Origin of the sequence: Mycobacterium sp. OAE908 (assembly GCF_017872775.1) — a bacterium.
In the GTDB taxonomy this organism is placed as follows: domain Bacteria; phylum Actinomycetota; class Actinomycetes; order Mycobacteriales; family Mycobacteriaceae; genus Mycobacterium.
Genome location: NZ_JAGGJL010000002.1, coordinates 346,099 through 366,899 on the forward strand (window position 1 = coordinate 346,099; position 20,801 = coordinate 366,899).

At 65.6% G+C, this 20,801-nt stretch carries 22 protein-coding genes and 1 tRNA gene; 14 read left to right on the forward strand and 9 right to left on the reverse strand.

From position 1 onward, the window contains the following. The first annotated feature begins 58 nt into the window (after nucleotides 1-58). From J3E61_RS26850 to J3E61_RS26860, 3 genes are all read left to right on the forward strand, one after another. Nucleotides 59-1,900, forward strand: coding sequence for a S9 family peptidase (locus tag J3E61_RS26850; RefSeq protein ID WP_210086709.1), 1,842 nt, complete (start codon nucleotides 59-61; stop codon nucleotides 1,898-1,900). 94 nt (nucleotides 1,901-1,994) lie between these two features. Further along, nucleotides 1,995-2,204 carry a hypothetical protein gene (locus J3E61_RS26855; protein ID WP_192723509.1) on the forward strand — a complete coding sequence of 70 codons (210 nt, stop codon included), beginning with the start codon at nucleotides 1,995-1,997 and terminating at the stop codon, nucleotides 2,202-2,204. A 39-nt stretch (nucleotides 2,205-2,243) separates the two neighbouring features. Continuing rightward, nucleotides 2,244-2,399 (forward strand): hypothetical protein, encoded by a 156-nt coding sequence (locus J3E61_RS26860; RefSeq protein ID WP_192723508.1) that lies wholly within the window; start codon nucleotides 2,244-2,246, stop codon nucleotides 2,397-2,399. Here the strand turns inward: J3E61_RS26860 and J3E61_RS26865 are convergent. After that, on the reverse strand, nucleotides 2,396-3,013 hold the full coding sequence (locus J3E61_RS26865; protein WP_192723507.1) for a TetR family transcriptional regulator: 618 nt from the start codon (nucleotides 3,011-3,013) through the stop codon (nucleotides 2,396-2,398). The two genes, J3E61_RS26860 and J3E61_RS26865, sit on opposite strands and share 4 nt — an antisense overlap. Before the next feature lie 84 nt (nucleotides 3,014-3,097). Between J3E61_RS26865 and J3E61_RS26870 the strand changes: the two genes are divergently transcribed. The 8 genes from J3E61_RS26870 to J3E61_RS26905 all read left to right on the forward strand — a co-directional run bounded on the left by J3E61_RS26870 (nucleotide 3,098) and on the right by J3E61_RS26905 (nucleotide 12,724). After that, complete coding sequence (locus J3E61_RS26870) at nucleotides 3,098-4,651, forward strand: methylcrotonoyl-CoA carboxylase (RefSeq protein ID WP_210085942.1); 1,554 nt, start codon at nucleotides 3,098-3,100, stop codon at nucleotides 4,649-4,651. 3 nt (nucleotides 4,652-4,654) lie between these two features. Beyond that, nucleotides 4,655-6,646, forward strand: a complete 1,992-nt coding sequence (locus J3E61_RS26875) for an acetyl-CoA carboxylase biotin carboxylase subunit (protein WP_210085943.1) — start codon at nucleotides 4,655-4,657, stop codon at nucleotides 6,644-6,646. Continuing rightward, entirely contained in the window at nucleotides 6,639-7,799 is a 1,161-nt protein-coding gene (locus J3E61_RS26880; protein WP_192723505.1) for an acyl-CoA dehydrogenase family protein, read from the forward strand. Before J3E61_RS26875 ends, J3E61_RS26880 begins: the two co-directional genes overlap by 8 nt. Next, nucleotides 7,796-8,278 carry a MaoC family dehydratase gene (locus tag J3E61_RS26885; RefSeq protein ID WP_210085944.1) on the forward strand — a complete coding sequence of 161 codons (483 nt, stop codon included), beginning with the start codon at nucleotides 7,796-7,798 and terminating at the stop codon, nucleotides 8,276-8,278. The genes J3E61_RS26880 and J3E61_RS26885 overlap by 4 nt, the downstream gene beginning before the upstream one ends. Continuing rightward, entirely contained in the window at nucleotides 8,278-9,093 is an 816-nt protein-coding gene (locus J3E61_RS26890) for an HpcH/HpaI aldolase/citrate lyase family protein (protein ID WP_192723503.1), read from the forward strand. The genes J3E61_RS26885 and J3E61_RS26890 overlap by 1 nt, the downstream gene beginning before the upstream one ends. 244 nt (nucleotides 9,094-9,337) lie before the next feature. Beyond that, the gene (pdhA, locus tag J3E61_RS26895) at nucleotides 9,338-10,441 is read left to right on the forward strand and encodes a pyruvate dehydrogenase (acetyl-transferring) E1 component subunit alpha (RefSeq protein WP_210085945.1); all 1,104 of its coding nucleotides are present in this window, start codon (nucleotides 9,338-9,340) and stop codon (nucleotides 10,439-10,441) included. Nucleotide 10,442: 1 nt separating this feature from the next. Then, nucleotides 10,443-11,504, forward strand: coding sequence for an alpha-ketoacid dehydrogenase subunit beta (locus J3E61_RS26900; RefSeq protein WP_210085946.1), 1,062 nt, complete (start codon nucleotides 10,443-10,445; stop codon nucleotides 11,502-11,504). Further along, the gene (locus J3E61_RS26905) at nucleotides 11,501-12,724 is read left to right on the forward strand and encodes a 2-oxo acid dehydrogenase subunit E2 (protein WP_210085947.1); all 1,224 of its coding nucleotides are present in this window, start codon (nucleotides 11,501-11,503) and stop codon (nucleotides 12,722-12,724) included. The genes J3E61_RS26900 and J3E61_RS26905 overlap by 4 nt, the downstream gene beginning before the upstream one ends. Here J3E61_RS26905 and J3E61_RS26910 read toward each other — a convergent pair whose 3' ends face one another. The 6 genes from J3E61_RS26910 to J3E61_RS26935 form a co-directional block, all read right to left on the reverse strand. After that, nucleotides 12,725-12,985, reverse strand: a complete 261-nt coding sequence (locus tag J3E61_RS26910; protein WP_192723499.1) for a hypothetical protein — start codon at nucleotides 12,983-12,985, stop codon at nucleotides 12,725-12,727. Nucleotides 12,986-13,045: 60 nt separating this feature from the next. Next, complete coding sequence (locus J3E61_RS26915; RefSeq protein ID WP_210085948.1) at nucleotides 13,046-13,798, reverse strand: enoyl-CoA hydratase; 753 nt, start codon at nucleotides 13,796-13,798, stop codon at nucleotides 13,046-13,048. Nucleotides 13,799-13,803: 5 nt separating this feature from the next. Beyond that, nucleotides 13,804-14,943 carry an MFS transporter gene (locus tag J3E61_RS26920; protein WP_210086710.1) on the reverse strand — a complete coding sequence of 380 codons (1,140 nt, stop codon included), beginning with the start codon at nucleotides 14,941-14,943 and terminating at the stop codon, nucleotides 13,804-13,806. Between the two features lie 124 nt (nucleotides 14,944-15,067). Further along, nucleotides 15,068-15,748 carry a hypothetical protein gene (locus J3E61_RS26925; RefSeq protein ID WP_210085949.1) on the reverse strand — a complete coding sequence of 227 codons (681 nt, stop codon included), beginning with the start codon at nucleotides 15,746-15,748 and terminating at the stop codon, nucleotides 15,068-15,070. An 8-nt stretch (nucleotides 15,749-15,756) separates the two neighbouring features. Continuing rightward, nucleotides 15,757-16,419 (reverse strand): MspA family porin, encoded by a 663-nt coding sequence (locus tag J3E61_RS26930; protein ID WP_210086711.1) that lies wholly within the window; start codon nucleotides 16,417-16,419, stop codon nucleotides 15,757-15,759. A 26-nt stretch (nucleotides 16,420-16,445) separates the two neighbouring features. Next, the gene (locus J3E61_RS26935; RefSeq protein WP_192723496.1) at nucleotides 16,446-17,129 is read right to left on the reverse strand and encodes an MspA family porin; all 684 of its coding nucleotides are present in this window, start codon (nucleotides 17,127-17,129) and stop codon (nucleotides 16,446-16,448) included. A 405-nt stretch (nucleotides 17,130-17,534) separates the two neighbouring features. Between J3E61_RS26935 and J3E61_RS26940 the strand changes: the two genes are divergently transcribed. Next, the gene (locus J3E61_RS26940) at nucleotides 17,535-18,065 is read left to right on the forward strand and encodes a hypothetical protein (RefSeq protein ID WP_210085950.1); all 531 of its coding nucleotides are present in this window, start codon (nucleotides 17,535-17,537) and stop codon (nucleotides 18,063-18,065) included. A 4-nt stretch (nucleotides 18,066-18,069) separates the two neighbouring features. Further along, entirely contained in the window at nucleotides 18,070-18,744 is a 675-nt protein-coding gene (locus J3E61_RS26945) for a sensor domain-containing protein (protein ID WP_210085951.1), read from the forward strand. A 51-nt stretch (nucleotides 18,745-18,795) separates the two neighbouring features. Here the strand turns inward: J3E61_RS26945 and J3E61_RS26950 are convergent, their stop codons facing one another. After that, a complete protein-coding gene (locus J3E61_RS26950) occupies nucleotides 18,796-20,121 on the reverse strand; it encodes a PE-PPE domain-containing protein (protein WP_210086712.1) in 1,326 nt (441 codons plus the stop codon). A 104-nt stretch (nucleotides 20,122-20,225) separates the two neighbouring features. Beyond that, nucleotides 20,226-20,298 (reverse strand) — tRNA-Arg (locus J3E61_RS26955). Nucleotides 20,299-20,361: 63 nt separating this feature from the next. Between J3E61_RS26955 and J3E61_RS26960 the strand changes: the two genes are divergently transcribed. Then, on the forward strand, nucleotides 20,362-20,790 hold the full coding sequence (locus J3E61_RS26960) for a hypothetical protein (RefSeq protein WP_210085952.1): 429 nt from the start codon (nucleotides 20,362-20,364) through the stop codon (nucleotides 20,788-20,790). Nucleotides 20,791-20,801: the final 11 nt, after the last annotated feature.

Here is a 20,801-nt window from a genome sequence, read left to right on the forward strand (position 1 = left end):
TGAAGCAGGCAGAATCGATGCGGTGGGAACGCAGGTTCGTCGGGTCTACGGCGCGTCGATGTCGCCGGACGCGACCGCGTTCGCCCACCTCGTCGACGACGGCGGCTTCCCGCGTGCGGTGCAGCGGTTCCTGCGCGGTTGGCGAGCCAGTTCATCACGCGACGTCGAGCTGCCAGTCGAGGGCGCAGTCACCCGAGTCCTGCATTCCGCCGACGGCCACTGGCTGGCGTGCGAGGTCGCGCCCGAGGGTGCTACCCGAAGCCAGATCTGGGTCGTGACAACCGATCCCGACGACCGTGACGCCCGTCGGATCGATCGTTGGCCCGACGGAGTGCAGGAAGGCACCGCCGAGCTGATCGCTTGGGACGGAACACAAGTCGCCGCTATCCTCACCGGTGAGGACGGCATCGGCAGCTCATGCCTGATCGACCCCTCCGACGGCAGCACTGTGGTGCTCGACCGCCGCTCGGGCGGCAGGCTGGTCGACGCGTGGGCCGGAGCGACACTGGTGCGGGTCGGCCCGCGCGGCTACCGCGATCTGATCATGCTGCGCGGTCTGACCGAAATCGCTTTGCTGCCATACGATCCCGGGTCGACCACTGACGCGGGCATCATCCTCGACGACCACAGCCCACGACGGCTGCGGGCGGGACTGGAGGGTGAACTCACCGAGCTCTACCATCCGGCGAAGACCTACGGCGTCAACAGCACGGAAGGATATGTACGTGCCCTGATCCGCAGTGAGAACGGTGCCGAGCACGCCCGTCTGCTGGAGGTCACCGCCACCCCCGACGGGGTGACCTATCAGGTGCTTGCCGAGCGGTCTGGCCATGAGCTCGACGAGTTCACCGTCAGTGACGATCTGTCAACGGTTGCGATGTTGTGGAACATCAACGGCGCCAGCGAGTTACAAATTCTTGAACTCGCGGACAACACTCTGCACGAGCCGATCCCACTGCCGGGCATGGTGGCCAGTGAGTTGAGCATCAGTGCGGGCGGCTCCATGCTCGCAATGACGGTGGAGGGTCCGTCGATGCCGCCGACGGTTGAGCTGGTCGACCCCCGCACCCGCGAATGGGAACCCGTGGACAGGGAGCCGAGCAGCGGCCCCGTCGCCGCCGACCCGACGCTCGAGATCATGACCGCCCGAGACGGCCTCGAGTTCAGCGGCTGGTTGTTCCGTCCGCCGGAGGGCATCCAGCCGGTCGGCGCGATGATCTTCCTGCACGGTGGCCCCGAGGGCCAGGGCAGACCCGGCTACAACGAATTCTTTCCGCCCCTTTTGGAATCGGGCATCGCAGTGTTTCTTCCGAACGTGCGCGGTTCCGGTGGATTCGGCCGGACGTTCATGCACGCCGACGACAAGGAGCGCCGGTTCGCCGCCATCGACGACGTGGCCGACGCGACACGCTATCTCGTCGAATCCGGTGTCGCCCCTGCCGATCGCATCGCGTGCTGCGGCTGGTCGTACGGCGGGTACCTGACCCAGGCGGCGCTTGCCTTTCATCCCGATCTGTTCGCCGCGGGAATCAGCATCTGCGGGATGAGTGACTTGAACACCTGGTACCGCACCACCGAACCGTGGATTGCGGCGGCGGCTCATCCCAAGTACGGCCATCCGGTCGGCGACCGCGAGTTGCTCGACCGGTTGTCACCGCTGCTGCGCGCGCACGCGTTGACTGCGCCACTGCTGCTGGTGCACGGCCTGAACGACACCAATGTGCCGCCAACCGAATCGCAGCAAATGTACGACGCGTTGCGTGCGCTGGGCCGCAAGGTCGAACTCCTCGTGTTCGACGACGACGGCCACGAAATCGTCCGGCGCGAGAACCGTTCTGTGCTGGTCAGCGCAATGAACGACTGGCTCACTGCGGCGTTCGCGCCTGCCCGGATTTCGTGATCAATCCGTAGCTGGCCAAAGGTTTGGACAAATTGTCTGCCGGGTAAACCGTGCTGCGCGCCAGGGTGGCGCACTACACGGATGGAGGCGAAGCATGCGAGGTGGCGGAATTCTCGGCGTCATCGTGCTCGTCTGGTTGTTGATCGGGGTGCTCGCCGCTTACCAACGCGATTACTTCAGAGATTCTGAAAACAATTGCGCGACAGCGGGGACCATCGCGCTGACGGTCGTCGTCGGTCCCTTGAACTATGCAGGGGTCAACCCAAAGGTGACGAACTGCAACCTTCCCGAGCCCAGCCAGTAGTCAACTGGCAGTTAACAATTCAAAGAAATGGAGTAAGCCATGATTGTCCTGGGAGCTATTCTGCTCATCCTTGGGCTGCTTTTCGGCATCTCGGTTCTCACGTACATCGGCGTCGTGCTGATCGTCATCGGCGCGGTGTTCTGGATCCTCGGATCCGTCGGACGGCCGGTCGGCGGTAGGAGAGTCTGGTATTAACGCTCGGCACTAGCGGCCGAGGTCAGCGCGGCGACCGTCATTGCCCTCAAGACGGCACGCGAGCTGGCCTCGGCCGCTTTTGCGCCACCGGGTTTCACGCTGTGTGGTGTCGAGTTCAACAACCCGAACGTCGCATGCGCCATCAAGCGGGCGTCGGCGTCGGTGAGCGTGTCGTCCAAGCGCCGGAGCACGTCAACCCAAATCTCGACATACTGCCGCTGCGCCTTGCGAACCTGCCGCTTGGCCGACGGTGGCAAGTGGCCTAAATCGCGATCCTGAATGCGGATCAGATCTGACTCTCCGAGCGCGAAGTCCAAGTGGAAGTCGATGAGGCCGTCCAACGCATCCGCGGCATCGCCCGCCTTCTCGACGACCGCCGTGGCGCCGGCCAGCAGCCGCGTGCTGATCCCGACCAACAACTCGACCAGCAGCGCCTCCTTGTTGGGGAAGTGCCGGTAGATCGCCGGGCCGCTCACCCCCGCGGCGGCGCCGATGTCTTCGAGGCGCACAGCCAGATAACCCCGTTCAGCGACGAGGCGTTCGGCCGCGGCGATCAATTGGCTGCGCCGGTCGGACTTCGCCCGGCCGCGCCGCGTGGTCGCAGGTGCCGCCATCTGGACCCCCTGTAGACAACTCGGTTAATCGTGACTAACATACCACGAGTTAGTCGTCATTAACTCAAAACGAACGGGTCCTGAATGAGGACATCGCAGGGTACTCACCGCGACGAACACCTCGCGCTGGTGAACCAGTTGCGCACAAAGCTGGCTACCGCGGCGTTGGGTGGCCCGCAGCGCTCCCGCGAGCGCCACGTGAGCCGAGGCAAGCTGCTGCCGCGCGAAAGGGTGGACGGCCTACTCGATCCTGGCAGCGCATTCCTGGAATTGGCGCCGCTGGCCGCTGACGGCATGTACGACGACGAATGTCCCGGTGCCGGAATGATCGCGGGTATCGGCCGAGTCTCCGGTCGCGAATGCATGATCGTCGCCAACGACGCAACGGTGAAGGGTGGGACGTACTACCCGATCACTGTCAAAAAGCATCTGCGCGCACAGGAGATCGCAGGCCAGAACCGGCTGCCGTGCATCTATCTCGTCGACTCGGGCGGCGCGTTTCTGCCACGCCAGGACGAGGTGTTTCCCGACCGCGAGCACTTCGGCCGCATCTTCTACAACCAGGCGAACTTGAGCGCACAAGGGATCCCCCAGATCGCGGCCGTGCTCGGGTCGTGCACCGCGGGCGGAGCGTATGTGCCCGCCATGAGCGACGAAGCCGTCATCGTGCGCAACCAGGGCACCATCTTTTTGGGCGGCCCGCCGCTGGTGAAGGCCGCCACCGGCGAGGTAGTGACGGCCGAGGAACTCGGCGGCGGCGATCTGCACTCCAAGACCTCTGGTGTCACAGACCATTTGGCGCACGACGACCGCGACGCGCTGCGGATCGTGCGGCGCATCGTCGGAACCCTCGGGCCGCGGACCGAGTTGCCGTGGGACGTCCGGGCGACCGTCGATGCCGTCGCCGACCAGACCGAACTCTACGACGTCGTGCCCGTCGACCCCCGCGTGCCGTACGACGTGCACGAGGTCATCACCCGAATCGTCGACGGCGGTGAGTTCGCCGAATTCAAGGCCGAGTACGGCAGCACGCTGGTCACCGGCTTCGCGCACATCCACGGTCATCCTGTCGGCATTGTGGCCAACAACGGCGTGCTGTTCGGCGAATCCGCGCTCAAGGGTGCACATTTCATCGAATTGTGCGACAAGCGCAACACGCCGCTGCTGTTTCTGCAGAACATCTCCGGCTTCATGGTCGGCCGTGACTACGAGGCAGGCGGCATCGCCAAACACGGCGCCAAGATGGTGACCGCGGTGGCCTGTGCACGCGTGCCGAAGCTGACCGTCGTGATCGGCGGCTCCTACGGCGCGGGGAATTACTCGATGTGTGGGCGGGCGTATTCTCCTCGCTTCCTGTGGATGTGGCCCAACGCCCGAATCTCGGTGATGGGTGGTGAGCAGGCCGCATCGGTGTTGGCGACGGTGCGCGGTGAGATGACCGCAGAAGAAGAAGAGAAGTTCAAGGCGCCCATCCGTCAGCAGTACGAAGACCAGGGCAACCCCTACTACTCGACAGCCAGGTTGTGGGATGACGGAGTCATCGACCCCGCCGACACCAGAACAGTGCTGGGGCTTGCGCTTTCGATCGTCGGACAGGCGCCGCTCGAGTCGGTCTCCTACGGCGTTTTCAGGATGTGACTGATGAGCTTTGACACAGTATTGGTGGCCAACCGTGGCGAGATCGCGGTGCGAGTCATTCGCACCTTGCGCGCGATGGGGATCCGTTCGGTCGCGGTGTTCAGCGATGCCGACACCGGCGCCCGCCACGTCGCCGAGGCGGATGTCGCGGTGCACATCGGGCCCGCGCCCGCCCGCCAGAGCTACCTCGACATCGAGGCCGTTGTCGACGCCGCGAAGCGCACCGGCGCGCAGGCCGTCCATCCCGGATACGGATTCCTCTCGGAGAACGCACAATTCGCCACGGCGCTCCAAACGGCAGGCATTGTGTTCATCGGGCCGCCCGCCACGGCGATCCAGACGATGGGCGACAAGATCGCCGCGAAAGCCGCGGTTTCCGCGTTCGGCGTGCCGGTCGTGCCTGGCGTGTCCCGCCCAGGACTGACCGACGCCGACTTGATAGCCGGCGCCGACGAGGTCGGTTATCCGGTGTTGGTCAAGCCGTCGGCCGGAGGTGGCGGCAAGGGCATGCGAGTGGTGCACGAGGCCACGGAGTTAGCCGCCGCCCTGGCCAGTGCGCGTCGCGAGGCCGCGTCGGCATTCGGCGACGACACGCTGTTTCTCGAACGGTTTGTGTTGAATCCCAGGCACATCGAGGTACAGGTGCTCGCCGATGGGTACGGCAACGTCGTTCACTTCGGTGAGCGCGAGTGCAGCCTGCAGCGGCGGCATCAGAAGGTCATCGAGGAGGCACCGTCGCCGCTGCTCGACCCCGCGACCCGGGCGCGAATCGGGGCGGCCGCGTGCGACACCGCCCGCAGTGTCGACTACACCGGCGCGGGCACAGTCGAATTCATCGTCTCCGCCGACCGGCCCGACGAGTTCTTCTTCATGGAGATGAACACCCGCCTTCAGGTCGAGCACCCCGTCACCGAGATGGTCACCGGCGTCGATCTGGTCGAGCTACAGGTGCGCATCGCGGCAGGGGAGAAGCTGCCGGTTGCGCAGGACGAGATCGCGATGCACGGCCACGCCATCGAGGCGCGGGTATACGCGGAGGATCCCGCGCGCGGCTTCCTGCCCACCGGCGGCGATGTGCTGGACCTCGCCGAGCCCGAGGGGCCTGGTGTGCGGGTGGATTCCGGCCTTGCGGCCGGCATGGTCATCGGCAGCGAATACGACCCGATGCTGGCCAAGGTCATTGCGCACGCCGCCGACCGGCCCGCCGCTCTGCGTGCGTTGGACCGCGCGCTGATGGATACCGCGGTCCTCGGCGTCACCACCAACATCGACTTCCTGCGCTTCCTGCTCGCCGACGCCGATGTCGCCGCCGGCCGCCTCGACACGGGGCTGCTGGACCGTCGCACCCCGGACTACGTCGCGTTCGAGCCTGGCGACGACGAGCTGATCGCCGCTGCGGCCTACAAGTGGCTGAGGTTGTGGCCGGCGCACGTCAGCGATCTGTGGGAGGTGCCGTCGGGCTGGCGCGTGGGGCAGCGCGCGCCAACGATAGTTCGGCTGCACGCCGGCGAGCGCACCGATCACGTGTATCTGACCGGCACCCCGGCAGCGGCCACCGCGCAGGTGGAGGGTGGCGAAAAACGATCGCTCACAACATCTCTGGATGGCGACCGGTTGACCGTTACGCTCGACGGTCTGCGCACCGGGTACCTCGTGGCGGTGACGGACGGCCAGATCTGGCTGTCGGGTGGCGGGCACACCGCGATGCTCGAGGAAGTCCGCGAAGCACCCGTGCGGCCGGACGACGAGCTCAGCGGTGATGCCGAGTTGACCAGCCCGATGCCCGGATCCGTTGTGGCCGTTGGTGTCGAGGACGGCCAGAGCGTGGCGGCAGGCACGGTCGTCGTCACCGTGGAGGCCATGAAGATGGAGCACGCATTGTCCGCGCCGGTCGACGGCGCCGTCGAACTACTCGTCGCCGTCGGCGACCAGGTCAAGGTGGGCCAGCCGCTGGCCAGGATCACCGCAGATACGAAAGAAGAAGCTGATGTCTGATTTTCTGGCTACCGGGTTGCTGCCGGATCACTACGAACAACTCGCCAAGACCGTGCGCGACTTCGCGAACAGTGTGGTGGCTCCCGTCGCCGCCAAGCACGACGAGGAGCACTCGTTCCCGTACGAAGTGGTGTCGGGGATGGCCGACATGGGGCTGTTCGGTCTGCCGTTCCCCGAGGAGTACGGCGGCATGGGTGGCGACTACTTCGCGCTGTGCCTGGCACTCGAGGAACTCGGCAAGGTCGACCAGAGCGTGGCGATCACGCTGGAGGCTGGTGTGTCGCTGGGCGCGATGCCCGTTTACCGGTTCGGCAATGAGGAGCAGAAGCAGGAATGGTTGCCGCTCTTGGCAAGTGGCAAGGCGCTCGGCGCGTTCGGACTGACCGAGGCCGGCGGCGGCACCGATGCGGGCGCCACCAAGACCACGGCCAAGCTGGACGACGGACACTGGGTCATCAACGGCTCCAAGCAGTTCATCACGAACTCGGGCACCGACATCACCAAGCTGGTTACGGTCACCGCGGTGACCGGTGATGCCGGTGACCGCAAGGAGATTTCGTCGATTCTGGTGCCGGTGCCCACCGAGGGGTTCACCGCCGAGCCCGCGTACAACAAGGTGGGCTGGAATGCATCGGACACCCATCCCTTGTCGTTCGACGACGTCCGGGTGCCCGCCGAGAACCTGCTCGGCGAACGCGGCCGCGGGTACGCCAACTTCCTGCGCATCCTCGACGAGGGCCGCATCGCCATCGCGGCGTTATCTGTTGGCGCCGCGCAGGGCTGTGTCGATGAGTGCGTGAAATACGCCAAGGAGCGCGAGGCGTTCGGTGCTGCGATCGGCACCTACCAGGCCATTGCGTTCAAGATTGCGCGGATGGAGGCGCGGGCCCACGCCGCCCGCACGGCTTATTACGACGCGGCCGCACTCATGTTGGCGGGCAAGCCGTTCAAGAAGGCAGCGGCGATCGCCAAGCTGGTGGCCAGCGAGGCTGCGATGGACAATGCCCGCGACGCCACCCAGGTGTTCGGCGGCTACGGTTTCATGAACGAGTACACAGTCGCGCGCCACTACCGCGACAGCAAGATCCTCGAGATCGGTGAGGGGACAACGGAAGTGCAGCTGATGCTGATCGCGCGCGAGGCGGGACTGTGAGCGACAAGCGCATAGTTGTTCAGCGCGGGCTGTGGTTCGAGGAGTTCGAGACAGGTGTGCTCTATCAGCACCGGCCCGGCCGCACGATCACAGAGGCCGACAACGTCCTGTTCACCACGCTGACGATGAACACCCAGGCGCTGCACCTCGACGCCGCGTTCTCTGACGCGCTGCCGCCGTTTCATCAGCGGCTGGTGAACTCGATGTTCACCCTGTCGACGCTGGTCGGCTTGTCGGTGGCGCAGCTGACGCAGGGCACGATCGTCGGCAATCTCGGCTTCGGCGACGTCGCCTTCCCCAAGCCGCTGTTCCACGGCGACACGCTGTACGCCGAGACCGAGGTCACCGACAAGCGGGAGTCCAAGAGCCGCCCGGGCGAAGGCATCGTGACGTTCGCGCACACCGGACGCAATCAGCACGGCGATATCGTGGCGACTGCATCACGCAAAACCATGGTGCGCAAGAAGCCGGAGGAATGATGGCGCTCACGCACACCGGGCCGGGGTGGTTGTTCTGCCCGGCCGATCGCCCGGAGCGATTCGAAAAGGCCGCCGCGGCAGCCGATGTGGTGATACTCGACCTCGAGGACGGCGTCGCGGCCAAGGACCGCGAAGCGGCCCGCAAGGCGCTGATCGAGACGCCCCTTGATCCCGAGCGCACCGTCGTGCGCATAAACCCCAGCGCCACCCCGGACCACCAGCTCGATCTCGAAGCGCTGAAGAGCACGGCCTACACGACCGTCATGCTCGCGAAAACCGAAGACCCGCAACAGATTCGTGACCTCGCACCGTTGGATGTGGTGGTTTTGATCGAAACGCCCCTGGGCGCGTTGGCGGTCAACGAGTTAGCGCGGATGGACAACTCGCTGGCATTGATGTGGGGCGCTGAAGACCTCTTCGCGGTGCTCGGTGGCACCGCCAACCGGTATCCGGACGGCAGCTATCGCGAGGTGGCGCGACATGTCCGCTCGCAAACCCTCCTCGCGGCCAAGGCATACGGTCGGATGGCGCTGGATTCGGTGTACCTCGACATCAAGAATCTCGACGGCCTTGCGGCGGAGGTCGACGATGCGGTGGCCGTCGGGTTCGATGCCAAGGTTGCGATCCACCCGTCGCAGGTGGCCGTCATCCGCGCCGGTTATGCGCCCACGCCCGAGCAGGTCGAATGGGCTCGGGCCGTACTTGCGCGGGTGGCCGACGAGCGTGGCGTCTTCCAGCACGACGGGTTGATGGTCGACGCCCCCGTGCTGCGGCGGGCGGAACGGATCGTCGCGCTTGCACCGGGTCAGCGGTAGACCGGCAGTACTGAGGGCGACACGTCCCGCAGGCGGTGGCTGTTCAGCGGGCGCGACGGATGTTCGAGCGCATAATGGAAATTGCCCCAGTGTTGGGGCGAGCAGAGCGCACGGTCTGACCAGCTCCACACCCCGGTAGCTGTCAGACGGCCCCTCACCAGGGGTTTGCTCTGATCGTCTTGGCGCTGAGCACCTCACGGTCTAACGGCGAAACATGCCGCGACTGAGACCTGAAGGAGGCGTTATGGCTCTGCCTTTTGTGCAGCCGGCTGCGGATGCTGCGAGCGTCGAGCTCGCGCCGATCCGGCTGGTGGACCCCGACGGGTCACCCACAGCCGAGGATCGCTACAGCCGCGATTTGCCGCCCGAAACACTGAGTTGGCTCTACGAGCTGATGGTCGTCACACGTGGCCTCGACAGCGAATTCGTCAACCTGCAACGCCAGGGCGAACTGGCGCTGTTCGCCTCCTGCCGTGGCCAGGAGGCCGCGCAAATAGGCGCCGCAGCATGCCTGCGCAAGACCGACTGGTTGTTCCCCCAATACCGCGAGATCGGTGCGTTCCTGTTGCGCGGTATCACGCCGGCGCAGATGGGCGCCGTGTGGCGGGGCAAGTGGCACGGCGGACTCGGCTTCACCGAGCGCTGTTGTGCGCCGATCTCCATCCCCATCGGCACCCACGGCCTGCACGCGGTCGGGGCTGCGATGGGCGCCCAGCGGCTGGGCGAGGACTCCGTGACGCTGGCGTTCCTCGGCGACGGCGCCACCAGCGAGGGCGACGCGCACGAGGCGCTGAACTTCGCGGCGGTCTTCAACGCGCCCTGTGTGTTCTTCGTCCAGAACAACGGTTGGGCGATCTCGGTGCCCGTCAGTCACCAGATGGCGGCGCCATCGATCGCGCACAGGGCGATCGGCTACGGGATGCCGGGCATTCGCGTCGACGGCAACGACGTACTGGCCTGCTACGCAGTGGTCGCAGCGGCCGCCAAGCGGGCCCGCGACGGTGGCGGCCCGACGCTGATCGAAGCCATCACGTATCGGATGGGTCCGCACACCACGTCGGACGACCCGACGCGCTACCGCTCCGACGTGGAAGTCGCGCACTGGGCTGCGCTGGATCCGATCGATCGGTACCGCACCTATCTGCAGAGCATCGGCGTGTGGACCGACCGGCTGGAGGAGCGTGTCGCGGCCAGGACGAAGCGGGTGCGAACCGAACTCCGCGAATCAGTCGTCGGCGCAGACGATTTCGACGTCGGCGAGATGTTCGACACGGTGTATCACGACATCACCCCAGACCTGGTTCGACAACGCGAACAACTGCGCGACGAGTTGGCGAAGGAGGCCTGACATGACTCAGATCATCGAGCGGCCCCCGATGCACGGCGACGACGTACCCGAACCGCGGGGACCGATGCTGACCACGGTGCCTACCGCGCCGACGCTGACGATGGCCCAAGCGATCAACCGCGCCCTGCATGACGCGATGGCGGCCGACGACCGAGTGTTGGTGTTCGGCGAAGACGTCGCCACTCTCGGCGGCGTGTTCCGCGTGACCGAAGGGCTGACCGAAACCTTCGGTGACCAACGGTGTTTCGACACCCCGTTAGCAGAGTCGGGCATCGTCGGGATCGCGATCGGATTGGCGATCCGGGGTTTCTTGCCCGTCCCCGAAATCCAGTTCGACGGGTTCGCGGCGCCTGCGTTCGACCAGATTGTCAGCCATCTGGCCAAGTACCGCATGCGCACCCACGGTGACGTCGACATGCCGGTGACCATCCGCATTCCGTCGTTCGGCGGGATCGGCGCGGTGGAGCATCATTCGGAATCCACCGAGAGTTACTGGCTACACACTGCGGGACTGAAGGTCGTGGTGCCGTCGACGCCGTCGGATGCGTATTGGCTACTGCGGCAGGCGATCGTGAGCCGCGATCCGGTGATCTACCTCGAGCCGAAACGGCGGTACTGGACACGAGAGGTCGTCGACACGCACACGCCCGCATTGCCGATCGGACGCGCGGCGGTGCGTCGCGTCGGGTCGGATGCCACGGTGGCGACGTACGGGCCGCTGGTCGCCACCGCGCTCAGTGCGGCCGAACTTGCCGAGCAGCACGGTTGGAGCCTCGAGGTCGTTGATCTGCGGTCGCTGAACCCGCTGGACTTCGACACCGTCGCCGACTCGGTGCGCAAGACCGGTCGCGCGATCGTGATGCACGAAGGCCCGCGCACTCTGGGCTTCGGCGCCGAATTGGCCGCCCGCATTCAGGAAGAGCTGTTCTACGACCTGGAGGCACCGGTGTTGCGCGCCACCGGGTTTGACACGCCCTATCCGCCGGCCAGGCTGGAGAAGCTGTGGCTGCCGGGTCCGGATCGGCTGCTGGACTGTGTCGAGCGGGCGATGAGGCAGCCATGAGCGGCGATGAGCGCTCGCGCGAAGAGTTTTCAACTCAGGTCAAGGAATTTCTCGTCCCTGACTTGGGCGAAGGTCTCGAAGACGCGACCATCACCGGGTGGAGCATCGCGGTCGGCGACGACGTCGAACTGAATCAGACGCTGTGCACGGTCGAGACCAACAAGGCCGAGGTCGAGATTCCCAGTCCGTATGCCGGCAGGGTCGTCGAACTCGGCGGCGCCGAGGGTGACACCTTGAACGTCGGCACGATGCTGGTCCGCATCGCCACCGACGCCCCGGCGGCAGCGGCGCCGCAGAACGAAAGGCCGAAGCGCAAACCAGTGCTGGTCGGCTACGGCGCCGACGACGAGATGGACAGCAGCAGACGCGGATCCGTCGGTGAGCGACCACGGGCCAAGCCGCCGGTGCGCAAGCTGGCGGCCGAACTGAACGTCGACCTTTTGGCGGTGGCCGGCAGCGGGCCGGATGGAGTGATCACGCGCGAGGATGTGCTCGCCGCTGCGGGCAGATCGGCGCCGACCCCTGAGATGGTCGCGGTGCGCGGCGTACAGGCCGAGATGGCACACCGGATGACGTTGTCGCGCAGTCAGATACCTGACGCGCACGCCGGTGTACAGGTCGACTGTTCGAGTCTGATCCGACTGCGCGACCGGTTGCGTGACAGCACAGACGAGACGTCGCCGATCACGCCGTTCGTGTTGACTCTGCGGTTGTTGACGATCGCGCTGCAGCATCACTCCCACCTGAATTCGACATGGGTCGACACCACTGATGGTCCGCAGCTTCATTTGCATTCCGCGGTGCACCTGGGGTTCGGCGTGGCCGCGCCGCGAGGACTGCTGGTGCCCGTCGTCAGCGATGCGCAGGACAAGACCACCCGGGAGTTGGCGACGACGGTCGCGCGACTCATCCGCGAGGCGCGGGCAGGCACGCTGAAACCGGCGGAGTTACAGGGCTCGACGTTCACGGTGTCGAACTTCGGCGCACTCGGGTTGGATGAGGGCGTTCCTGTGATCAATTATCCGGAGGCGGCGATCCTGGGGATGGGATCGCTGAAGCCACGACCCGTCGCCGTGGACGGCGAAGTCGTTGTGCGCCCGACGATGTCAGTGACATGCGCATTCGACCATCGCATCGTCGACGGCGCAGCGGTGGCGGCGTTCCTCGGCGAGCTACGCGAGCTCATCGAGGCGCCGGGAGTGGCGCTGCTTGACCTCTGATCAGCAGGGGTCGCCAGGAGGCGTGTAATACGGCACGCCCTCGACCGTGTAGCACGGTATCTCGCCGGGGATGTACGGATCGGTGGCCGCCGCGATGGCGACCCCGGTCGCCACGTCACCGGCGATGTTCGTGCAGCCGCCCACCCCGACATGGCGTCCGTGTGCACCCGCGCAGATGTCCGCGTCGGCCGCCGGTGCGACCACCACCGGCACAACAGCCATCCCCATTGCTGTGAACAGCACAGCTGCCAGCTTCTTCATTTCCCGCTCCTTTGGTGACCCGGCCCGATAGCAGCGTAGGCGGCTTTTCTAACGGTTGGGTCATTTTCGCTGCGCGGCGGCTAACCTCTTGGCGAACTCCGGGGATGTGATCGAGGTGGCCTGCGGCCCCAACTCGGTGTCGACGGCGATGCGGTGTTGCTCGGTGTCCATGACACCGGGGTTGGCAGTCGCGCGCATGGAGGCTTTCGTTGCGATGACGACGTCCCGGGGTGCGGCCGCCGGTCCGGCGGCGAGTTTCCTTGCGGCCGCAACGGGATCGTCGGCGACCTCGAGCGCCAATCCATACCGCACCGCGGCCTCGGCATCGAAGCGCATGCCGAAAAGCAGTGAGGCGCGGGCGACTTGTGGGCCGACGGCGCGCTGCAGCATCCACGTGGCGCCGCCGCCGGGATGGATGCCGAGCTTCTGGAAGCGCGGATCGAAAAGCGCTGCTGGACCGGCGATTCGAACGTCGGCGGCCAGCGCCAGATTCAAACCCGCGCCGACGGCCGCACCGTTGACCGCTGCGATCGTCGGCAGCGCGCAGTTGGCCACGGCGAGGAATCCGTCGTAGATGACGCGCAGACCGTCCTCGGTTGCGGCACCGAGCGCTGTCAGGTCGGCGCCTGCACAGAACGCCTTGCCTGCCCCGGTGACGATGAGGGCGTGCACGTCGGGGTTGGCTTCTGCGGCGTCGACCGCTGCGCGCAGGGCCGCCGAGATCTCGGCGGTGACGGCATTGCGGCGCTCGGGGTCGTTGACCGTGATGACGGCGACGTGCTCGTCGACCTGGATCAGTACTGGATCGGACACGGACCTCAGCCTAATGACCGGCTTTTCGAGCGAGCGGCCGCGGTGATCGTCATCGCCAGCGAGATGGCGCAGGCGGCGACGGCCGTGGCGGCGGGCCAGCCGAACCATCCGACTGCCGCCGCGCCGAATGCGGTGCCCAGCGTGCCGCCGACGAAGTAGACGAGCATGTAGGCGCTGTTGAACCGGGCCGGTGCCGTGGGATCGATCGCCAGCACAGTGCTCTGGTTGGCGACCTGGGCGGCGAACAGGCCGGCGTCGAACAGGGCGAGGCAGGCCAGTGTGACGGCTGCATTCGACAGGCAGACAGCCAGCGTCACGGTGGCGGCCAATGCGATGACGAGCCCGACGAGTATCACCCGTCGTGCGCCGACCCTGTCGGTCGAGGCGCCGGACACTCGGGTCGCGACGATGCCGAGCAGTCCCGCGAAGGCGTAAACGCCGATGCGCTCCGAAGAATACGAAAACGGCGGCTGGGACAGTGCGACCGCAAGGCCCGCCCACACCGAGCAGAACGCGAAGAACCACAAGGCACCGCGGCAGGCGGCGAGCCGAAGCGCTGCCACACGGACGTACAGGCCGGGCAGTTTGCGAAGGGATGCGAGGTATCCCGCGGTTACGCTGCCTGCTGCATCGGGCAGCACGAAGCGCGCAGCGACCGAAACGATGGCGCAGGCCGAGGCGAAGACGAGAAACATTCCGCGCCAGCCGATCTCGTCATTCAGCCAGCCGCCGACGATCCGTCCCAGGAGGATGCCTGCCGAGATCCCAGCGGTGACGATGCCCAGAACCGTGGCCCGCCGCAGCGGATTTGCGAAACGTCCTGCAACGGAACTCAATTGGGCCCCGACGGACGATCCGGCACCTATCACTCCGACAACAAGGGCTAGAAGCCACGGTGTGCCGACGACGGCGTTGACGCCGAGCGCGATGGCCAGCGCGCCGAATTGCGTTGACAACACGTGCCTTGGCGAGAACCGGTCGACCAGCGGAACCAGCAGGGCGAGGCCGATCAGGTAGCCGAGCGGTCCGCACGCCAACGCGATGCCAACTGTGGCCAGCGACGCATGCATTGACCCCGCGACATCGGCGATGGCGGGTTGCAGCGGATAGATGCTTGCGGTGCCAAGTGCGGCCGCCAGCGCCATGAAACAAACGACTGGTGTCGAGAGGACGGGTGCGCGGGGTTCGGAGATGACGTCGGTTTGCATGGCACCGACGCTATGAACGTGCAGGTCTCCGACGCTGGCGGAAAACGGACACGGCAGTCACTCAGCCCGGCGGCGGAGGCACCAGCGGCGGCGCGCCGGGCGGTGGCGGCGGGTCAGGCTGGAACTGCACCAAGCCCGGCGGGATGTTGGTTCCCGGCGGTGGCGCGGTACCCGGCAGCGGTTCGCCGAGTTGCTCCTGCGGCACCTGCCCAAGCAGTCCGCCCTTGAGCATGCCTGCGCGGTACATGTCGATGTAGCGGCCCAGCCACTCGCGACGGGTGACGTCGTTGTTCTCATCGCCTGGAGCGACGTCGAACTGCTCGCACTTGCCCGGTGCCGAGGGCACCATGCACTGCTGCGGCCCGTATGCGTTGTTGAACGGGTTCAGGTTCGGCACCACGCCCGGGCCCGCACCCGGCGCCGACGGCACCGCGTTCTGGCCGAGAACCGTGGTCTGGTCCAGACCGGTAATCGGCGGGGCGCCTAGTGCAGCCGGGTTCTGGTCCTGCCCGTTCTGCGCCAACACGTCGAGCCCCTGCGGGCCCAGCGGCGCACCCAACACCGGCACGGGTGGCCCAGGGGGAGGCGGAGGCTCGGGTGCGCCGGGCACCGGCAGAGCCGGATCCGGTGGCAGTGGCGGGTCGGCAGCGGCGGTCGCCGAGAAGGCGACCGCCACACCGACCGTGATCAATCCGGCGGCCGCGATGTTCGCGACTGCCAATCTCTTTCGGCTCGAATCCATGCCCGACGTCAGACGGCTTTGGTCACGCCGTAGTAGGCCACCACGTCGTCGGTGTCGGTGGTCGAACTCGTCAGCGTCGCGTAGGACCGCAGGAAGGACTGACCGACGCAACCGTCGACCTTGATGTGGGTGTCCTTCAGCGTTACGCGGACGGGCGCGGCCTTGAACGTCTTCTTGTCGACGGTGACGGTCGAGACGGTGCCGGGCTTGGCGTGGATCTCGATGGTGCCCGAGATCGGGAACGACAAACCGGTGGGCAGCAGGTTCGCACCGGGGATCGACGAGCCCGAGGTACCGATACCGACCTGGCCGATCAGACGCACCTGGCCGAGCTCGATGCCGCAACCGATCTGGTAACCGGCCTCGAGCGTGCCACCGTTCAGGCTCGTCTTACCGCTGCCCGTAACCGTTCCCGTGAAGGTGCCGCCGACGAGGTATTCGCGCGACGACACCGCAGTGGTCAGTGGTGCGACGGGCAACTGCGTCTCGTCCTTGGCGACTACGGTCAGCACCCAACCGTCGGGAGACGTCACCACACCCGGTTCGGCCGACGCGACCACGCCGTTGTCCGGTGGCGGTCCGTCGTCGCCGGGGTCCGCCGAAGCGATCGACGCCGTCCCGAGCGGGATCAGCGAGCAGGCAGCCAGTGCAGCAAAGCGATTCACCATTATTTTCTTTCGTTCGAGTTCGACTGGGGTTAAACGGCCTTGGTGACGCCGAGGTAGGTGATGACGTCGTCGGTGTTGTCGGTCGAGCTCGTCAGCGTCGCGTACGAGCGGATGAAGGACTGGCCGGCGCACTGGTCGGTCTTGATCCGGACGCCCGTGATCGTGATGCGGGTCGTCGTGCCCTTGAACGACTTCTTGTCGATCGCGACGGTGGTGACGGTGCCGGGCTTCAGGTACACCTTGCCCTGCAGGCTGATGCCGAAGGCGCCGGACGCCTTGGTGAACGGCAGGTTGATGCTCGGCGTGAAGCTGGCGCCGGGGTTGATCTCCGTCTCGTCGGAGATGATGCCGCAACCGATCTGCTCGCCGGCCTCCATCGAGCCGCCGGTCAGCTTCGTCTTGCCGCCGCCGGTGATCTTGCCGACGAAGGTGCCTGCGATCAGGTACTCGCGCGACGAGATCGCGGTGGTCAATGGAGCGACGGGCAGCTGCGTCTCATTGCTGCCGACCACCTCGAGGTGCCAGCCGTCCGGCGTGTCGAGCACTCCGGGAGGACCTGACGGAACGGCGCCCTCCGGCGGCAGCGGGTTGGTGGCATTCACGGGCACGGCCGGATCCGACGGCGGAGGAGGGTCGGCCTGCGCGAGGGGCGCGACGGCCGCGACGGGTATCGCGACGCAGACGGATGCCAACATGGCAAAGCGATTCAACATGGTTGGGATAGCGCCTCTCGTGGTCTGAACACAACGGATCTGTAACGGATGTGTCGCGAGGGAGCCTCTAATGGTGGGGTTTCCAAACGGTGAACACACCGCAAACAGTTCGCGCCCGGTTCCCATCGAATCGGCGTCTTGTGACATGCACTCTTGTCCAGACCACAGACAGATGTAATCCTCCTCACAGGCGCGCGAAAGCCGATGGACTGCAACTAGATATCGGCCGTTGGCCGGTAGTTAACCAATTGGACACTTTGGCGATTGACCGTAGGTCGCGTTGCTTATTGCCCTCGAGACTGGACGGGGCTCGTCGACGTGGGTTTGGCTGGCCGGTGCAACGCGTGCCAGCGGGTCAACGCAAACTCAGCGAGGCTGCGAGACCGACAACCTTGGAGGAGAACATTGAAGGCATTCCACGCCCGTGAACGAAGCGTTGCCGCGTCCGTTCTCGCGTTGGGCATCGGACTGGCGCTCGCCCCAACCGCTTTCGCTGACGACTACACCGTCGACGGGCAGGGGGCGGGTCCGATTCAGGTCGCCGCTGGCCCCACGTCGGACAATGCCGACCCCGCCGCGCTGCAGGCCTGTGACGCATTCGCCCAGGTGCTGGATACGTCCTCGAGTTACTACGGCGAGTTCGCCGACAGCTTCGAGGGATCCGACTACGCCGACCCCGCCGTCGACACCAGCAATGTCACCGGTCGGACTGCGCTGAGACAGTCCGCCGCCGTGGCCATGCAGGCGGCGCAGACGCCGGGCCTGGACCCGTCGATCGCGAACCCGATGCGGATTTGGTCGCTCGGCGCGAGCAAGCTACTTGTGAAGATGGGACTGCGTATCCCCGGCGACAGCCTCAACAGCACGGCCACCGAGATGAACGCCCAGGCCGAACAGGTTCAGCAGGCCTGCGCCAACGCCGGGACGCACGCGTAATTCGGTGAAACACTTTGTCTTTGGGGCGCTGCTCAGCTTGGTCCTTGCCGGTTGCGATGGGGCGGCTTCGGGTGCGTCGGAACCGAAGTTGGTTCCTGACTCCGCATTGACCGCGTCGCTCGCCACTGCCGATGAACTGAACGCGATCGTGGGCACCAACGGGATGGTCTCGCATACGCCCGTCTCGCAGATGGGCGATCATCGCAACCTGCTGCCCAACATCAACTGTTTGGGCGTCTGGCAGGTCAACGAGGCGCCGATCTACGAGTCGAGTCACTGGAAATCGGTGCGCCAACAACTGGTTCGGGTACCCGACACCGACAACTGGAACTTCCTCGTCGTGCAATCGGTCGTGTCCTACCGAACCGCGGATGGGGCACGGCAGTTCCTCACCGAGTCGACCGACCGATGGTCGAAGTGCAGCAATCACACACTGAATATCCAACTCAACGGCCAGGTGTTGCCGGGCTGGCGAAGTGGCGACCTCACCAAAACCGACAACCGGCTAGCGCTGCCGTACACGCGGACAAGCGGCGATCAGGTCCGGTCGTGTCAGCGCGTGCTGCAAGTTGCCGCGAACGTGGTGCTGGACATTCAGGCGTGTAAGCCGCAGCAGCAGGACGCAATCACCGCCGCGGCCGACGTCGCCGACAAGATCGTGTCGAAGTTCCCTCGGTGAGTTAGGTTCTGTGCCAACGCAATAGGTAGCGGTAGCTGCAACATGCCAGTTTCAGGATTCTCCGGCTTTGGAGGCTTCCGACTCCTCGTCGGCGCCTGCCTTGTTCTCTTTGGGCTTCGTGGTGCCCTTCGGGTCGTCAGCGCTTGACTTCTCAACGGTGACAACGGAATTCGAGGTGGTAACGTCTTCGTCTGCGTTGCCCTGCGGCTCAGCCTTCTCGCTGTCGCGTACCACGTTGGTCAACGGTTTGGACTCGTCGGTCGTGTCTGTCGCGGCGATCTTCTTCTTGTCGGACAGCTTGGTCGTCGTTTCCGTCTTCAACGTCGACTCGGTGGGCGTTTGTTGCAGGGCTGCCGGGAGCGTCAACGCGAGCTGGGGCAGCGACGAGCCTGGCGTCGCCGGCTGGTACTTGCTCGGGTCTGCCGGGATCGGATTGCCGTTCGGGTAAGCCGAATTCACGAGAGCGGTCAGCACCGGTTCGGTGGCGTCGGCGATGGCATTGCCGACGACCGGGACAAGGCGAATCAGATTGGTCAGCGGCAAGCCTTTGCTGGTGTAGGTGACGTAGGTGGTCTTCCCGCGTTGCGTGACGTACGCGGCGACCCGGTCGCCCTCCGGTATCGCGCCGCATTGCGCGTCGGGACACTCGAGGACGGCGCCGTTGTCCGTGATGCCACATGTATTGGCGCTACCGCAGCTGACCGCGGGTGATCCGTCGGGGTTCACCGGGAGGTCCAGGTCGTTCTGGTTGAGGTGGCGGTAGAGATAGGCGACAAGAGAGTTGACAGCGGCGACGGGGTTGAGCACGTCGGCGGGAGCGTTGGAGTTGTAGTCGTATTCGTAGCCGACGTCGACGAGACCGAGAGCGTCCGTGTCGGTCGGCGACGGGATGGGGTTGACCCCGATGAGCGCAAACCACGGATAGCGGGTGCCGAAGCCGCCGTTAGGCCGGGACACGTTGTTGTCGAGAATGAACACCGTCTTGGACAAGACGGGGTCATGGCTGGCCTGCAGCGCCATCAGAAGCAGGCTCGTGTTCGCCGCGCCCCACCCCGAGGAGAGCACGGCGTTCGTCTCGTCGGAGTGCGCTTGCAGGGCCTGATTGATGCCGAACGGCCCGGTGAAGAAGTTGACGTGTTCGAGGTCGTCGCCGGTGTTGTAGGGCGCCTGATTGAACATCCCTTGGAAGAAGTTTTCGTTCCCGCCGCCGTCGGGGTGCGTCGAACTGCCGACGACAATCAGCGCCGCGAGGTCGACGAGCGGGGCCGAGATCGACGCGGGCTGGGTGGCAGCAACGCCGGCCACGGTGGTCGCGACGCCGAGCGCGGCGGCGGTCATCGCAACCCTGCTCACCCGCTTCTTGCCCGTACCGCTCACTGCCGGCGCCCCTCCAACGTTCATCTAGCAACCTAGCGCTTCTGATCGGCGCCGCGCGAGTGTTCCTAGTCGAATTTGCGGATCAGTCAATGCGCATCACACAGCACCCCCGGCAGGACTTGAACCTGCGACCTACCGCTTAGAAGGCGGCTGCTCTGTCCGCTGAGCTACGGGGGCAGCGCACCCACCCTAGCGAATTCCCGCGGACCGATGGATGGGCCAGCCACTACTCTGATATCGATGGCTAGGCATCACACGAAGGACAAGGGCGATCTAGCCGTGGCGAAAGCCCATGCCGATCTGGTGGGCCAAGGGTTTACGGTTCTGTTTCCCGCTACCGAGCACGCGCCGTTCGATCTCGTCTCCTACGCGGACGGAGAGTTTCAACGCCTCCAGGTGAAGTACCGCTCTGCACGCGCGGGTGCCGTCAAAGTTCATTTCCGCTCGATGTGGGCGGACCGCAACGGGACGCATATGACCCCTTTGGACAAGGGGGCGATCGATACGGTCTGCATCTATTGCCCGGAGACCGATGAGTGTTACTACGTCCAGCCAGACGACCATGGCGCATCTGTCACTCTCCGGATTACGCCGAGCAGGAATGGTCAGTTAACAGGTGTGTTGGACGCCTCCTCGTTTCGCCAGCTGCCGCGCCCGGTCCGCGACTGACCCCAAGAATG